The organism is Providencia sp. PROV188 (genome assembly GCF_027595165.1).
Taxonomy (GTDB): domain Bacteria; phylum Pseudomonadota; class Gammaproteobacteria; order Enterobacterales; family Enterobacteriaceae; genus Providencia; species Providencia lanzhouensis.
Genome location: NZ_CP097291.1, coordinates 3,016,054 through 3,032,432, shown reverse-complemented (window position 1 = coordinate 3,032,432; position 16,379 = coordinate 3,016,054). Strand labels below are relative to the sequence as shown.

The 16,379-nt window shown below is 45.5% G+C and carries 16 protein-coding genes; 15 read left to right on the top strand and 1 reads right to left on the bottom strand.

Annotated features, from left to right (window positions below; genetic code table 11):
- Positions 1 to 64: 64 nt before the first annotated feature.
- The 15 genes from cysJ (at position 65) to rpoS (ending at position 15,542) form a co-directional block, all read left to right on the top strand.
- Positions 65 to 1,870 carry an NADPH-dependent assimilatory sulfite reductase flavoprotein subunit gene (gene cysJ, locus M5X66_RS13890; protein WP_270103661.1) on the top strand — a complete coding sequence of 602 codons (1,806 nt, stop codon included), beginning with the start codon at positions 65 to 67 and terminating at the stop codon, positions 1,868 to 1,870.
- Entirely contained in the window at positions 1,870 to 3,615 is a 1,746-nt protein-coding gene (cysI, locus tag M5X66_RS13885; RefSeq protein WP_036955784.1) for an assimilatory sulfite reductase (NADPH) hemoprotein subunit, read from the top strand. Before cysJ ends, cysI begins: the two co-directional genes overlap by 1 nt.
- A complete protein-coding gene (locus tag M5X66_RS13880) occupies positions 3,612 to 4,346 on the top strand; it encodes a phosphoadenylyl-sulfate reductase (protein ID WP_036955780.1) in 735 nt (244 codons plus the stop codon). Before cysI ends, M5X66_RS13880 begins: the two co-directional genes overlap by 4 nt.
- A 303-nt stretch (positions 4,347 to 4,649) precedes the next feature.
- Positions 4,650 to 6,062 (top strand): siroheme synthase CysG, encoded by a 1,413-nt coding sequence (cysG, locus tag M5X66_RS13875; RefSeq protein ID WP_036955777.1) that lies wholly within the window; start codon positions 4,650 to 4,652, stop codon positions 6,060 to 6,062.
- Between the two features lie 14 nt (positions 6,063 to 6,076).
- Positions 6,077 to 6,985 (top strand): sulfate adenylyltransferase subunit CysD, encoded by a 909-nt coding sequence (gene cysD / locus M5X66_RS13870; protein ID WP_036955774.1) that lies wholly within the window; start codon positions 6,077 to 6,079, stop codon positions 6,983 to 6,985.
- A gap of 24 nt (positions 6,986 to 7,009) precedes the next feature.
- Positions 7,010 to 8,452 carry a sulfate adenylyltransferase subunit CysN gene (cysN, locus tag M5X66_RS13865; protein ID WP_270103660.1) on the top strand — a complete coding sequence of 481 codons (1,443 nt, stop codon included), beginning with the start codon at positions 7,010 to 7,012 and terminating at the stop codon, positions 8,450 to 8,452.
- Positions 8,453 to 8,456: 4 nt separating this feature from the next.
- Positions 8,457 to 9,080, top strand: coding sequence for an adenylyl-sulfate kinase (gene cysC, locus M5X66_RS13860; protein ID WP_108478381.1), 624 nt, complete (start codon positions 8,457 to 8,459; stop codon positions 9,078 to 9,080).
- 159 nt (positions 9,081 to 9,239) lie between these two features.
- On the top strand, positions 9,240 to 9,536 hold the full coding sequence (ftsB, locus tag M5X66_RS13855) for a cell division protein FtsB (RefSeq protein ID WP_036955764.1): 297 nt from the start codon (positions 9,240 to 9,242) through the stop codon (positions 9,534 to 9,536).
- A 60-nt stretch (positions 9,537 to 9,596) separates the two neighbouring features.
- Positions 9,597 to 10,325, top strand: coding sequence for a 2-C-methyl-D-erythritol 4-phosphate cytidylyltransferase (gene ispD / locus M5X66_RS13850; RefSeq protein WP_036955761.1), 729 nt, complete (start codon positions 9,597 to 9,599; stop codon positions 10,323 to 10,325).
- Positions 10,326 to 10,334: 9 nt separating this feature from the next.
- Positions 10,335 to 10,847, top strand: a complete 513-nt coding sequence (gene ispF, locus M5X66_RS13845) for a 2-C-methyl-D-erythritol 2,4-cyclodiphosphate synthase (RefSeq protein WP_108478380.1) — start codon at positions 10,335 to 10,337, stop codon at positions 10,845 to 10,847.
- Positions 10,813 to 11,862 (top strand): tRNA pseudouridine(13) synthase TruD, encoded by a 1,050-nt coding sequence (truD, locus tag M5X66_RS13840; protein ID WP_036955755.1) that lies wholly within the window; start codon positions 10,813 to 10,815, stop codon positions 11,860 to 11,862. The genes ispF and truD overlap by 35 nt, the downstream gene beginning before the upstream one ends.
- Positions 11,840 to 12,601 carry a 5'/3'-nucleotidase SurE gene (surE, locus tag M5X66_RS13835; RefSeq protein WP_036955752.1) on the top strand — a complete coding sequence of 254 codons (762 nt, stop codon included), beginning with the start codon at positions 11,840 to 11,842 and terminating at the stop codon, positions 12,599 to 12,601. Before truD ends, surE begins: the two co-directional genes overlap by 23 nt.
- Positions 12,598 to 13,224, top strand: a complete 627-nt coding sequence (locus M5X66_RS13830; RefSeq protein ID WP_036955749.1) for a protein-L-isoaspartate(D-aspartate) O-methyltransferase — start codon at positions 12,598 to 12,600, stop codon at positions 13,222 to 13,224. Before surE ends, M5X66_RS13830 begins: the two co-directional genes overlap by 4 nt.
- Before the next feature lie 215 nt (positions 13,225 to 13,439).
- Positions 13,440 to 14,504, top strand: coding sequence for a murein hydrolase activator NlpD (gene nlpD, locus M5X66_RS13825; protein WP_108478378.1), 1,065 nt, complete (start codon positions 13,440 to 13,442; stop codon positions 14,502 to 14,504).
- 51 nt (positions 14,505 to 14,555) lie between these two features.
- On the top strand, positions 14,556 to 15,542 hold the full coding sequence (gene rpoS / locus M5X66_RS13820; protein WP_108478377.1) for an RNA polymerase sigma factor RpoS: 987 nt from the start codon (positions 14,556 to 14,558) through the stop codon (positions 15,540 to 15,542).
- A gap of 71 nt (positions 15,543 to 15,613) precedes the next feature.
- Here the strand turns inward: rpoS and miaE are convergent, their stop codons facing one another.
- Entirely contained in the window at positions 15,614 to 16,378 is a 765-nt protein-coding gene (miaE, locus tag M5X66_RS13815) for a tRNA isopentenyl-2-thiomethyl-A-37 hydroxylase MiaE (protein WP_036955737.1), read from the bottom strand.
- Position 16,379: the final 1 nt, after the last annotated feature.

Here is a 16,379-nt window from a genome sequence, read left to right as displayed (position 1 = left end):
GAGAATGGCATATATAACGTTTTATTGACTATTCAATGATGGATCACGTTGGAGTGACAAAATAATGCAAAACAAGCAACCTCCATTATCAGCATTACCGATTTCGACGGAGCAATTAGGGCGCTTACAAACCGCAGTGGGGGATTATTCATCCCATCAACTGGCTTGGCTATCTGGCTATTTGTGGGGAATGGTGAATCAAAACAGTGCGCAAAGTGAATCTGTTCCTGCAAGCAATGCGCCTCAAGAAACCGTGACCATTATTTCAGCCTCCCAAACGGGTAATGCCCGTCGTTTAGCTGAGCAGCTTCGAGAAAAGCTACTGAGTGAGAAAATCAGTGCCAATTTAGTCAATGCTGGTGATTACAAGTTTAAGCAGATCAACCAAGAGAAAGTGGTGATCGTTGTGGCATCCACCCAAGGTGAAGGGGAGCCAGCCGAAGAGGCCGTTGCATTACATAAATATTTGAATTCGAAGAAAGCCCCCGATCTCTCAGCCGCCCATTACGCGGTTTTTGCACTTGGCGATTCTTCTTATGAGCATTTTTGCCAAGCCGGAAAAGATTTCGATAACCAGTTTGCGAAACTGGGGGCAAGTGCGTTGCTTCCTCGGGTCGATGCGGATGTTGAATATCAGGCATTGGCAGACGAGTGGGTAAGCTCTTTGACGCAGATTTTAAAAGCGCGAGTACCTGCTCAGTCAGATAGCCAGCTCATCAATACTCAATCTGGCAGTGTGAATCAGCTCGATTCTTCCCCATATACCAAAACGGCGCCATTAACCGCCTCGCTGTTGAGTAACCAAAAGATCACGGGGCGCGGATCGGACAAAGATGTGCGCCATATTGAGATTGATTTGGGGAATTCTGGTTTACGCTATCAGCCGGGAGATGCACTAGGCGTGTGGTTTGATAATGACCCTGCGTTAGTGGATGAGCTGATTAGCCTGTTATGGCTACAAGGGGATGAAGACGTATTTATTGGTCAACAGCGCCATTCGCTGCGTGATGCGTTAACTTACCAACTGGAACTGACCCAAAATACCCATTTGATCGTCGAAAAATACGCTCAGTTATCCAAAGACGATAGCTTATTAGGCTTGATCAGTGATAAGCCAGCCATTATGCAGTATGCACAAACCACGCCTATCGTTGATATGGTACGCCAAGCGGCGGCTCAACCAAGTGCGCAAGAGTTTGTGGATTTACTGCGCCCATTAACGCCACGCTTGTATTCCATTTCTTCTTCACAGGCAGAAGCGACGGATGAAGTCCATGCTACCGTCGGGGTTGTACGCTATGAGATTGATGGACGTCCAAGAACAGGCGGTGCTTCTGGCTTCTTAGCGGATCGTCTCAATGAAGGTGACGAACTGCGGGTGTTTATTGAACATAATGATAATTTCCGCCTACCCGCAGACTCAAATACTCCCGTGATTATGATTGGTCCGGGAACGGGAATTGCCCCATTCCGCGCTTTCTTACAACAACGTGATAACGACGGTAGCGAAGGTAAAAACTGGCTGTTTTTTGGCAATCCGCACTTTGTTGACGACTTCTTATATCAAGTCGAATGGCAGCGTTATGTCAAAGACGGTTTGCTGACCCATATTTCATTAGCGTGGTCGCGGGATCAGGCTGAAAAAGTGTATGTGCAAGACAAATTGCGCGAACAAGGTAGCGAAGTGTGGGACTGGATCCAACAAGGCGCACATATTTATGTGTGTGGGGATGCAAATCGCATGGCGAAAGATGTGGAACAAGCATTATTGGATGTCATCAGCGAGCACGGGCACATGGATGAAGAGCAAGCGGATGACTTTTTAAGTGAGCTGCGTGTGATGCGCCGTTATCAGAGGGACGTTTATTAATGAGCAATGAACATCAAAAAGTTGCACCTCAGCCGGCCTTAGTGGTTGAAGGAAAGCTCGCTGACAGCGAGCGGATGAAGCAGCAAAGTAACTATTTACGAGGCACTATCAAAGACGATCTCAAAAACGGCTTAACAGGCGGTTTTGACGGAGATAATTTCTTGCTGATCCGTTTTCACGGAATGTATCAACAAGATGACAGAGATATTCGCGCAGAGCGAGCAGAGCAGAAGTTAGAACCGCGTCATGCCATGATGCTGCGTTGTCGCTTACCGGGAGGCATCATTACCCCGAAACAGTGGCTCGATATTGATAAATTTGCCTCTGAGCACACGTTATACGGCAGCATTCGTATTACCAACCGTCAAACATTCCAATTTCACGGTATTCTCAAAGGGGATGTGAAGCCGGCGCACCAAATGCTCAGCCATGTGGGGCTGGATGCGTTAGCTACCGCCAATGACGTAAACCGTAACGTACTGTGTACGTCTAACCCTGTGCAGTCTGAACTGCATCAGCAAGCCTATGAATGGGCGAAAAAAATCTCTGAGCATTTGCTACCTCGCACCAGTGCGTATGCTGAGATTTGGTTGGATAAAGAAAAGATTGTGACCACCGATGAAGAGCCGATTCTAGGGCAAACCTATCTTCCTCGGAAATTTAAAACTACCGTGGTGATCCCGCCGCTAAATGATGTGGATCTCCATGCTAATGATATGAACTTTGTGGCGATTGCTGAAAAAGGGCAATTGATCGGTTTCAACGTGCTGGTGGGCGGCGGTTTAGCGATGACCCACGGCGATACCAACACGTTCCCTCGTCTTGCCAGTGAATTTGGTTTTATTCCCTTAGATAAAACCTTGGCAATTGCTGAAGCGATTGTCACTACGCAGCGTGATTGGGGAAACCGGACTGATCGTAAAAATGCCAAAACCAAATACACCCTTGAGCGAGTTGGGATAGAGGTGTTTAAAGCGGAAGTGGAAAAACGAGCTGGTGTGCAGTTTGACGCTATTCGTCCTTACCAATTTACGGAGCGTGGCGACCAAATTGGTTGGTTAAAAGGCATTGATAATCGCTGGCATTTAACCTTATTTGTGGAGAATGGGCGCTTAATCGACTTAGCGGACAAACCGTTAAAAACCGGCGTCGCCGAGATCGCGAAAATCCATAAAGGGGACTTTCGCCTGACGGCCAACCAAAACTTAATTGTGGCGGGGATTGAGGAAGAAGACAAAGCGGCAATAGAGAAAATTGCTATTGAGCACGGTTTGATGAGCAATGAAGTGACGCGTCAGCGTGAAAACTCGATGGCGTGTGTCTCTTTCCCAACCTGTCCGCTAGCGATGGCGGAAGCGGAGCGCTTTTTACCGGAGTTCGTCACGCAAGTTGAAAACATCATGGCGGCGCATCATGTGGCGAATGAGCATATTGTTTTACGTGTAACTGGCTGCCCAAATGGTTGTGGTCGCGCGATGCTGGCGGAAGTTGGGCTGGTGGGTAAAGCTCTCGACCGTTATAACTTACATTTAGGTGGAAATCGCATCGGTACGCGTATCCCTAGAATGTATAAGGAAAATATCAGCAGTGCAGAGATTTTAGCCATCATGGATGAGCTGATTGGTCGCTGGGCGGCTGAACGTCAACCGAATGAAGGTTTTGGTGATTACCTGATCCGCGCTAACGTCGTGAAGCCAGTACTCAACTCAGCTATCGACTTTTACGAGGTCAAGGAGGCGGTATGAGCCGACTTCAATTAGCGCAAGTTCAGCCGTTAGATAAACAGGCTCAAGTTGCTTATTTAGCGGAATTCAACGCGAAACTTGAAGAAATGACTGCGCTAGCTCGCGTTGAATGGGCGGTTGAACATCTTCCTGCTGAATTCGTGTTGTCATCAAGCTTTGGCATCCAAGGTGCTTTGGCGCTGCACTTAGTCACGCAAGTGGTCCCCAATATTCCTGTGATTTTAACGGATACGGGTTATTTGTTTCCTGAAACTTACCAGTTTATTGAACAGTTAACGGAACGGTTAAACTTAAACTTGAAAGTGTACCGAGCGGAAACCAGCCCTGCATGGCAAGAAGCCATTCATGGGCAGTTGTGGACTCAAGGGGTTGAAGGAATTGAGCGTTATAACCAATTGAACAAAGTAGAGCCTATGACGCGGGCGCTGCATGAATTGCAGGCGCAAAGTTGGTTTTCAGGACTAAGACGAGAACAATCGGCGAGCCGAGCAGCGTTACCAGTGCTGAGTATTGGACGCGGGATTTTTAAAATTCTGCCAGTGATTGATTGGAATAATAAAGAAGTTTATCAGTATTTGACCAAACATAATTTACCCTACCATCCATTATGGGAAAAAGGGTATTTATCGGTGGGAGATACTCATACCAGTCGTCCATGGGAACCCGGTATGAGTGAAGAGCAAACTCGTTTCTTTGGTTTAAAGCGTGAATGCGGGCTACATGAAAATTAATGTTTTTTTAAAAAACTAAAGACTTCGTTTAAATAATTAATTACTTATATTACTAATAAGTAGAAAGTTAATTTATTTGTGTAATAACAAAGGGATGCCTTTATCTAAAATAAGGGTGTCCCTTTATTTTTTATTTATGTCAAATCGCGGAAGATAGGCTTAATTTACTGGGTTTTCCCCTCTTTATTTAGCTTATGCCTTTCTGTTCCTATTCATGCTTTTTTGTCATTTCAAAGTGACCAATTCACGCCATATAGTCAATTTCATTGCTCTTATAATTAAAATGTTGGATGGAAGCGATTTATGGATTATCTACCCTTATTTGTGAGTGTGCGAGAAAGACAAGTTGTCTTGATTGGCGGCGGTGTGGTCGCCGCACGTAAAGCCGAATTATTATTGAAAGCCCATGCCTCGCTGGTGGTGATTTCCCCTGAACTTTGCGAAAGCTTGCAGTTGGCTTATCAACAAAAACAATTGCACTGGGTACAGCAACCTTATCAAGCTTATCACCTTGATGATGCTTACTTGGTGATTGCTGCCACGGATGACCAAGCGCTCAATGAGAAAGTTTTTCATGATGCACAGCAGAGACATATTTTTGTCAATGTGGTGGATGACCAGCCCCTCTGTTCCTTTATTGTTCCCTCGATTATCGACCGTTCTCCCATTATGGTGGCGATTTCATCGGGTGGTACTGCGCCTGTGTTAGCAAAATTATTACGGGAAAAACTGGAAACCTTGCTGCCAACATCGTTGGGAAAAATGGCGGAGATTGCAGGGCGCTGGCGTGAGCGCGTAAAACAGAATCTGACTAAGCTCAGTGAGCGTAAACGTTTTTGGGAATTGAGTTTTAGCGGGCGCTTTGCCTCTTTGGTGGAAAGCGGGCAACTGGATGATGCAGAAAAGCAGCTGGAGCAACAGCTAGCGAAGCCAGATAACCAAGGGGAGTTAACCTTAGTGGGGGCTGGACCGGGTGATGCGGGGCTATTAACACTTAAAGGCTTGAGAGTTCTGCAAAATGCGGATGTGGTGCTGTATGACCATCTGGTGAGCACGGAAATCCTTGATCTTGTTCGCCGTGATGCAGACAAAGTCTGTGTGGGTAAGCGAGCAGGAAATCATAGCGTTTCCCAAGAGGAAACTAATCAATTGATCGTCAACTATGCTCAGCAAGGCAAAAAGGTTGTTCGCTTAAAAGGTGGGGATCCGTTTATTTTTGGTCGTGGTGGTGAAGAGTTGCAAGTTGCTGCCGAAGCCAACATTCCTTTTCAAGTTGTACCCGGTATCACCGCCGCTATTGGTGCGGCGGCTTATGCGGGGATCCCACTGACCCACAGAGAACACGCGCAGAGTATCACGTTTATTACCGGACATTGCCGACAAGAAGGAGCGGAGTTGGACTGGCAAGCATTAGCTCGCGGTCACCAAACTCTGGCTATCTACATGGGCACTGTGACAGCCGCTAATATTCGCCAGCAGCTTATTCAATATGGACGTCATCGAGATACCCCCGTAGCCGTGATTGGTTGTGGGACTCGGCAAAATCAAAAAGTGATTGTGGGAGCGTTGCATGAATTGGAGTCATTGGCTCAGCAAGCGCCAGCCCCTGCATTAATCGTCATTGGTGAAGTGGCGGCATTACATCAACAGCTGGCGTGGTTTGGTCAGCAACCCGAAACCATCCAATGGCGCTCAGCCGTGCTGGAATTGGCTTAATCGAGGAGTAAATCGTGAACGAAAAAAAATTAACCCACTTACAGCAATTAGAAGCGGAAAGTATTCATATTATTCGTGAAGTAGCGGCGGAGTTTGCTAACCCTGTGATGCTCTATTCCATTGGTAAAGACTCATCTGTGATGCTGCATTTGGCTCGAAAAGCGTTCTATCCTGGCACGATCCCTTTCCCTTTGCTACATGTGGATACTGGATGGAAATTTCGTGAAATGTACCAGTTCCGTGATGAGACGGCGAAAAAATACGGTTTTGAATTATTGATCCACCGAAATCCTGAAGGGGAGCGTCTCGGCATCAACCCGTTTGTTCATGGTAGCGCGAAACATACCGACATCATGAAAACTGAGGGCTTAAAGCAGGCGCTAGATAAATATGGCTTTGATGCCGCGTTCGGTGGTGCTAGGCGTGATGAAGAAAAATCACGCGCAAAAGAACGAATTTATTCATTCCGTGACCGCTCGCATCGCTGGGATCCGAAAAACCAAAGACCGGAGCTTTGGCACAATTACAACGGGCAAATTAATAAAGGGGAAAGTATCCGTGTCTTCCCATTATCCAATTGGACTGAGCTGGATATTTGGCAATATATCTACTTAGAAAACATCGACATTGTCCCACTCTATTTTGCGGATGAACGTCCTGTGATTGAGCGTGATGGCACCTTAATCATGGTGGATGATGGGCGTATAGAGCTAAAAGCGGGAGAGGTCATCGCCAAGAAAAAAGTACGTTTTCGGACATTAGGCTGCTGGCCATTGACGGGGGCTGTGCCGTCGAATGCCAGCACACTACCTGAAATTATCGAAGAGATGTTGCTATCCACCACCAGTGAACGCCAAGGGCGTTTGATTGATAGTGACCAATCCGCCTCTATGGAGCTGAAAAAGCGCCAAGGCTATTTTTAATTAATCGGTGAGGAGAGCAACATCATGGCTGAATTAGCGTATAACGACGCAATGGCGCATCAAATTCAACAGCAAGGTGGCGTAGAAGCTTACTTGCTGGCTCAGCAACATAAGGGATTATTGCGATTTCTTACCTGTGGCAATGTGGATGATGGGAAAAGTACCTTGATTGGACGCTTGCTGCATGACACTCAACAAATCTACCAAGATCAATTGTCAGTTTTACAAAGCGACAGTAAGCGGATAGGGACTCAAGGCGAGAAATTGGATCTGGCATTGCTGGTGGATGGATTAGCGGCTGAACGCGAACAGGGGATCACCATCGATGTGGCATATCGCTATTTTTCGACGGAAAAACGCAAGTTTATCATCGCGGATACCCCCGGACATGAACAATATACCCGCAATATGGCGACAGGCGCATCAACGTGCTCACTCTCTATTCTGTTGATCGATGCTCGAAAAGGCATTCAAGAGCAAACGCGACGCCACAGTTTTATTAGTACGCTCTTGGGGATCCGCCATTTGATCGTCGCGGTGAATAAGATGGATCTGGTGGATTATTGTCAGTCCGTGTTTGATAAAATTCAGCAAGATTACCAGCAATTTGCGCAGCAACTTCCGGTAGATTTAAACGTCTGGTTTGTGCCAATCTCTGCACTGGATGGGGACAACATCGTATCGCCAAGCGAGAATTTGCCATGGTATCAAGGGGAAACGTTATTGTCGTTACTGGAAACGGTGCAAGTCACTCAGACGGCCGCTGACCAGCCATTGCGTTTTCCTGTGCAATATGTGAATCGTCCAAACTTAGATTTTCGTGGCTACAGTGGCACCGTGTCATCGGGGGTTGTACAGGTAGGGCAAAGAGTGAAAGTGCTGCCTTCAGGAAGCGTTTCAACCATCAAAGAGATTGTGACATTTTCCGGTAACCCGACTTCAGCCATTGCGGGTGAGGCGATTACGATAGTACTAAACGATGAGATTGATATCAGTCGCGGCGATTTAATTGTCGCTGAAAATGAGGAGCTGCTTGCGAGTCAGCATGCATTAGTGGATGTGGTGTGGATGTCAGAACAGCCGCTGGTGCAAGGTCAACAAGTGGATATTAAAGTGGCAGGCAAGCGAAGCCGAGGCAAAGTTGAAAACATTCAGTATCAAGTGGATGTGAATAACTTAACTCAGAAAGTGGCCACTGAACTGCCGTTGAACGGCATCGGTTTGGTGGAGTTTTCATTCGATGAACCGTTACTACTGGAAAATTACCAAAATAATGGGGATACCGGTGGGATGATTTTGATTGATAGGCTAACAAACGTGACGGTGGGGGCAGGGCTAGTTCGAGAAGCGCAGCCAGAAGAAACGGTACACCGTGGTGAATTTAGCCAATTCGAAATTGAGCTTAACCAACTGATCCGCCGCCACTTCCCTCATTGGGGTGCCCGCGATGTGTTAGGTGGGAAGTAACGTTATGGATACATTGGAAAATGGTCGGTCGGAGAATATTGTTTGGCATTCCCATAATGTGACTCGGCAATGGCGAGAGCAGCACAATGGTCACAAAGGCGCAGTGCTGTGGTTGACGGGCTTATCGGGATCAGGAAAGTCCACGTTGGCGGGGGCGATAGAGACACAATTGGCGAATTTGGGGATCAAAACCTATCTTCTAGATGGAGATAATGTTCGCCATGGATTATGTCGTGACCTTGGATTTGGTGATGGGGATCGGCAGGAAAATATTCGACGAATTGGCGAAGTTGCAAAGTTAATGGTGGATGCGGGGCTGATTGTGGCGACGGCGTTTATTTCTCCCTATCAAGAAGATAGACAGCGAGTTCGCGAATTGTTTGAACCTGATCAGTTCTATGAGTTGTATGTGGATACGCCCATTGAAGTTTGTGAAAAGCGAGATCCCAAAGGGTTATATCAGCAAGCGCGAGCAGGGAAAATATCTCATTTCACGGGGATTGATTCGCCTTATCAACCACCACAAAATCCAGAACTTCACCTTGATGGCCTGCGTCCTATTCATGATTCTTTAGCGCAGGTGATTCAACTGCTGCAACAGCGAAATATCATTTCTATAGCAAATTGATTTTACATAAATATCATCCTTTTCTACATTTATAGGGAATTGGGTGATATTTAATCTCTTCTAGCGCGAACAATTCTGACTTTTTTAGACAATATTTGCATCGCAGTAGCGTCATGCGCTTAGTTATGGGATGATTAGCAAATCATTTCAGGGGGCAAGATGGGTAAATTAACGCTACTATTAATTGCGATATTAGCTTGGTTACAATATTCCTTATGGTTAGGCAAAAATGGCATCCATGACTATGTCAAAGTCAAGGATGATGTTGCTGCGCAGGAAATTGTGAATACGCGTTTAAAACAGCGTAATGAGCAGCTATTTGCAGAAATCAATGACTTGAATGATGGTCAGGATGCAATTGAAGAACGCGCACGTAGCGAGCTAGGTATGTTAAAACCTGGGGAATCATTCTATCGAATGGTCAAAGAGCGTAATAATCCACCGTCATCTCAATAATCATCGTGTAGGGTCGACCACACCCAAGAGCCTGATAATTTCTGATGTAAGATTCGAATCATGATAAATCCAAGAACATCCAGCGCAGCACCGATTGTTGCGTTGATCCCCGCTGCCGGAGTGGGCAGTCGTATGAATGCAGATTGCCCAAAGCAATATTTGTCGATCGCAGGGAAAACCATTATTGAACACACCATTGATGCCTTATTGCGCAGTGGAGACGTACAAAAAATCGTGGTTGCATTAAGCGCTGAAGATGATTATTTCCATCACCTCGATATTGCCAAAGATCCTCGCGTTGTCACGGTTATCGGGGGGAAAGAGCGTGCAAATTCAGTATTATCAGGATTAAACTATCTGGTTTCGCAACCTGAGTATGATGATGCTTGGGTATTGGTGCATGATGCGGCACGTCCGTGTCTGCATTTAGATGATTTAAATACTATCGTTCAGTTAGCCACTCAGAATGATTGTTGTGGGGGGATACTGGCGGCTCCGGTTCGGGATACGATGAAACGGGGCGTGGAGGGAACGCAAAGTATTTCCCATACTGTTGAGCGAGAAGCGCTCTGGCATGCCTTAACACCGCAGTTTTTCCCATTAGTATTACTACGTGACTGTTTAGATAAAGCATTGAAAGAAAATGCAGTAATCACGGATGAGGCTTCCGCACTTGAGCATTGCGGTTATCAACCGATATTAGTATCAGGGCGAGCTGATAACCTTAAGGTGACGCGACCAGAGGACTTGGCGCTAGCGGAATTTTATCTTTCAAGAATGAAATCATAAGGAAAAAAAATGAGAATCGGACACGGTTTTGATGTGCATAAGTTTGGTGGTGAAGGCCCTATCGTTATTGGTGGCGTTCGCATTCCTTACGAACAAGGTCTTATCGCACATTCGGATGGTGATGTGGTTTTACACGCGCTGACAGACGCCATTTTAGGTGCTGCGGCACTCGGGGATATCGGAAAATTATTCCCAGATACTGACCCGGCATATAAAGGCGCAGATAGCCGAGTATTACTCAGAGAAGCCTTTTGCCAAGTACGTAAAAAAGGTTATTTGATTGGCAATATCGACGTCACTATCATGGCACAAGCGCCCAAAATGTTGCCGCATATCCCACAAATGCGCGTGAATATTGCCGAAGATCTCGAATGCCACATGGACGACGTCAATGTGAAAGCAACCACCACAGAACAATTGGGTTTTGTGGGGCGAAAAGAAGGGATTGCTTGCGCCGCTGTGGTTTTACTTATCAAAGATAATAGTAATGAAAGTTATGAATGTTCAGTACCTGCATGGTAAACCCCTCTCTTCAGGGACACTAAAAAGTATTCCTGAAGATTTCGTGGTGAAAGAAGATTTAGGTTTTGAGCTTGATGGCGAAGGCGAGCACGTTATGGTTCGCGTCGAAAAAACAGGCTGCAATACATTATTTGTTGCGGAGCAACTGGCAAAATTTGCTAAAATCTCAGCCAGAGCAGTCAGTTACGCGGGATTAAAAGATAGACATGCGGTGACAGAGCAGTGGTTCTGTCTGCAAATGCCGGGTAAAGACACGCCCGATTTTTCTGCTTGGCAGCTTGAAGGGTGCCGTGTATTAGCGGTCACTCGTCAGAAACGCAAATTACGTATTGGTTCCCTAAAAGGGAATCAATTCGAAGTGACATTGCGGGATATTACGGACACCGATGATGTAGAACAACGCCTACAAAAAGTGGCTGATTTAGGTGTTCCGAACTATTTTGGCGAACAACGTTTTGGTCGGGATGGGCAAAACTTGGTTCAAGCTCGCCGCTGGGCAAATCAAGAAATTACAGTACGTGAACGAAATAAACGCAGTTTTTATCTCTCTGCCGCGCGAAGTGCTATGTTTAATGATATCGCCAGTGCGCGAATTGCAAATCAGACACAGCAACACGCAATGTTAGGGGATGCACTGCAATTAACCGGGCGTGGTAGCTGGTTTGTGGCGACAGCAGAAGAGTTAGACTCTCTGCAAGTTCGTTTACAATCTGCTGAGCTAAGTGTGACAGCGCCGCTTCCTGGGGATGGTGATTTAGGCACCCAAGATGATGCCCTTGCTTTCGAGACTCACTGTCTACAAGATTATCAGCCATTTATGGCACTAATGAAAAGTGAGCGAGTGTCTCCAGCGAGACGGGCTGTACTGGTTAAGCCGCAAAATCTGCAATGGCAGTGGCTAGACTCGTCAACCGTGAAGCTGTGTTTTTTCCTAAATTCAGGCAGTTTTGCCACGAGTGTAGTACGCGAAATTATTAATCAGGATTGTGTGGATGCTGAATATATTATTGAGTAACGATGATGGGGTGACTGCGCCGGGGATTCAAACTTTGGCGGCGGCATTACGCCAACATTATCATGTGCAGGTGATTGCACCCGATCGCAACCGTAGTGGTGCTTCAAACGCACTAACGTTGGATAGACCATTAAAAATCCAAACATTAAGTAATGGTGACCTTGCTGTTCAAGAAGGTACACCGACGGATTGCGTGTATATTGGGGTGAATAAAGTTGTGCGTCCTCGCCCTGATATTGTGGTCTCTGGAATTAACTGTGGTCCAAATCTTGGGGACGATGTGATTTATTCTGGTACCGTTGCAGCGGCGACAGAAGGGCGTCACTTAGGTTTGCCTTCTATTGCGGTTTCATTGGATGGCGATGTGCATTATGAAACGGCGGCCAAGGTAACGTGCGATATCCTCACTATGCTGCAAAAAAATCCATTACGTGCGGGAAATATCTTGAATATCAATGTGCCAGATATTCCTTATGATGAGTTAAAAGGGATTAAAGTTACCCGCTGTGGCAGCCGTCATGCGGCATCTGAAGTTTATAATTTGGAAGATCCTCGCGGTAATATGCTTTATTGGTTAGGACCGGTTGGGGAAATTCGTGATGCAGGTCCGGGCACGGATTTTGAAGCCGTACAAAATGGCTATGTTTCAATAACGCCATTGCAAGTGGATTTAACGTCTTATAAAACTCAGTCAGTATTAGAAGAGTGGCTAGATAAGTCAGGAGTGAAGGCAAAATGAAAATCGGGCTCATGAAAGAACTGCTGGCACAGTTGCGCCAACAGGGAATTCACGATGAGCGCCTATTAGACGCGCTCGCGCTAGTTCCTCGCGAACGGTTTGTTGACGAAGCGCTCTCTCATCAAGCCTACGATAATATCCCATTACCAATTGGTCATGGGCAGACCATTTCACAGCCGTATATTGTGGCAAAAATGACCGCCTTATTGGCGGTTAAACCGACGGACCATGTGCTGGAAATTGGCACGGGATCTGGGTATCAGACGGCGGTTTTGGCTCATCTTTGTGAGCATGTGTATTCAGTCGAAAGAGTCAAAAGCTTGCAGTGGACGGCAAAACGTCGCTTCAAGTTGTTAGATTTACACAATATTTCTACTCGCCACGGTGATGGCTGGGAAGGCTGGCAATCAAAAGGTCCTTTTGATGGGATCATTGTCACTGCCGCACCTAGCGAAATTCCGTCATTGTTACTTAAGCAGTTAAAAGATGGAGGGCGCCTAGTGCTCCCTGTCGGTGACAAAGATCAGGCTCTGAAATTAATTACCCGTCGCGGTAATGACTATCACACCAATGTGATTGAAAAAGTACGTTTTGTCCCTCTTGTTGCCGGTGATTTGAGCTAATAGCCCTTTAAGTTATTTGGAATTAATGGGTTATTTCGCTCAAACTGTTAAGTGATAATCTCAATTTGTTATACTTTTGATACATTTAACTTGTCCATTATTTTATATTTCTGCTTTAATAAGCGAAATATTTTAAGATACTAATATTCAATAAGCATTAATTGCATTCTAACCCTTTAGTATCAGGTCAGATTTTTCTTCACGGGAGAAGAAATATGAAAATTGTTAGCCCAATAAACAGAATTCGATGGGCGGTTATCTTTTCATTTAGCGGTGCTTTATTAGCAGGATGCTCAACGCCTTATCATCCCGCAGCACCGATTTCGAGTGTGAATGATGGAGGTTCATCTAGCCAACAATCTGCACCAAGAACGGTGCCTAATCCTCCGTCCAATACTGGAATGAGTACGGCGATGCCTTCAGACAGACCTAATTTGTCGTCTAATAGTTCGATGGGAAATAATACCTCTAGACCTGTTTCAACCAGCAGCGATGGACGTATTGTTTATAATCGAGACTACGGCCGCATTTCTAAAGGCAGTTATAACGGCAACACCTACACCGTTCAGCGCGGCGATACTCTGTTTTATATCGCCTATATAACGGGTAATGATTTCCGTGAGTTAGCATCGAAAAACAATATTTCTGAACCATACAGCTTGGATGTAGGTCAGGTGATAAATATTGGTAATACAAATGTGAGCTCGATCACACAAACGGCGTCAAATAGTCAACAGCGCCCGGTTGATATTCAACCAACTAATGGGTATCCTGAAAATAGTAGCGGGCAGAATTCAGGTAAGATGTTGCCGAATAACAAGAAACCAGCCTCAACGGTTTCAACGACAACAGCGAGCCCAACCACTACGACTGCAACAGCAACAACAGGAAGTAGCACCAACAATTCGTCAATTAAATGGCGTTGGCCTGCTGATGGGAAGATGATTGAAGGCTTCTCTGATGCGCAAGGTGGAAACAAAGGTGTTGATATTGCTGGTTCTCGCGGTCAATCTGTTATTGCAGCTGCTCCTGGTAAAGTCGTCTATGCTGGCAATGCACTGCGCGGATATGGAAATCTCATAATAATAAAACATAACGATGACTACTTAAGTGCCTACGCACATAACGATACGTTACTTGTGCGTGACCAACAGGATGTTGCTGAAGGTCAGAAGATAGCCACTATGGGTAGCACCGGAACAAGTTCTGTTCGTTTGCATTTTGAAATTCGTTATAAGGGAAAATCAGTAAACCCGTTGCGTTATTTACCGCAGCGATAAACTGGGCGGAGTGACACATTCCGTCCTCATTATCTTGGGTCGGAGTCACTGATGAGCCAAAGTTCGCTGAAAGTTAACGAGTTGTATAATGACCTCGATGAAAATGCGATGGATGAAGCATTTGATGAGAGTCAATTCAAAGAAGAGGATCTAGTTTCAGAACTGGATGAAGACACGGAGTTACTCCAAAGCGCGAGTCAACGTGTTTTGGATGCAACCCAAATTTATCTCAGTGAAATTGGATTCTCTCCACTCCTCACCGCAGAGGAAGAAGTTTTCTATGCCCGCAGAGCCCTTCGGGGGGATGTGGCATCGCGTCAGCGCATGATAGAAAGCAACCTTCGCTTAGTGGTAAAAATATCTCGCCGTTATAACAACCGAGGTCTTGCCTTGCTCGATCTGATCGAAGAAGGAAATCTTGGGTTGATTCGTGCAGTTGAAAAGTTTGATCCTGAAAAAGGCTTCCGTTTTTCAACATATGCGACTTGGTGGATCCGTCAAACGATTGAACGTGCCATCATGAATCAAACCCGAACAATCCGTCTACCGATTCATATCGTCAAAGAACTCAATATTTACCTTCGTACAGCCCGTGAACTTGCTCAAAAGCTCGATCACGAGCCAAGTCCTGAAGAGATAGCTGAACAATTAGATAAACCTGTTGAAGATGTCAGCCGAATGCTACGTTTAAATGAGCGCATTACATCGGTTGATACGCCTATCGCAGGGGATTCTGAGAAGTCATTGCTGGAAGTATTATCGGATGATAATGATTCAGGGCCTGAAAACACTATCCAAGATAACAACTTAAAAGAGAATATCGTTAAGTGGTTATATGAACTCAATCCTAAGCAACGTGAAGTCTTAGCGCGTCGTTTTGGTTTGTTGGGATATGAAGCGGAAACTCTGGAAGAGGTTGGGCGCGAAATTGGGCTCACTCGTGAAAGAGTTCGTCAAATTCAGGTTGAAGGTTTAAGACGTCTAAAAGATATTTTACAAGGCGAAGATTTAACGCTGGAAGCGTTATTCAATATGTAATCTGCCGTGTTAAAACACATGAAGCCTCTGTTGTCATTGATAACAGAGGCTTTTCTTTTTAGTCGGTGGAGTTAATCAATCGGTACGCCGCTATGGAATTTAAAATCATCATCTGGCGTTGAAATCAACTGCGCTTCAACTTCTCCATAAAAACGTACACGCTCAGTAATATCTGTTTTACTAATCAACTGGGCAAGTTGTAGGTAATCCTGATAATGGCGCGCTTCTGAACGTAGTAATGAGGTATAAAAATTGGCAAGCTGCTCATCCAAGTGTGGCGCTAATTTGGCAAACCGCTCGCAAGAGCGCGCTTCAATGTAAGCTCCAATAATAAGCTTATCCACCAAGGTTTTCGGATCATGAGGATCTAAATGGTTGAATAACCCTTTTGCGTAACGCCCTGCGGTGATGCCATCATACGCAATGTCTCGCTGATGCATAATTTCTAGCACTTGGTAAAAATGGTGCAATTCCTCTTTGATTAACAACACCATTTTATCAATCAAATCTTGGCTATACGGAGACTGTTTTTTTGCTAGGATCTGTTTTGAAATTTGGTTCTTATTCTTCAATGTGTGAACATCACCAATGCGATCATATGCAAAGGCTTCATAGGGTTTGAACCACTCTAATAAAATCGCCGCACTTTCTTTATCCACTGCATATTTGCGAATTAAAAACATGGCACTTTGCGCCGCTTTTAATTCACACAGCAGATGATCCTTCAAAATCGTCGGTAAATTTTCAGGCTGACTGGCTTTGTGGATCCACGCATCGGGAGTTTCACACTGCAAAAATTGCTTAATTGGCGCTAATAATTCAGCGTACTCATCCATG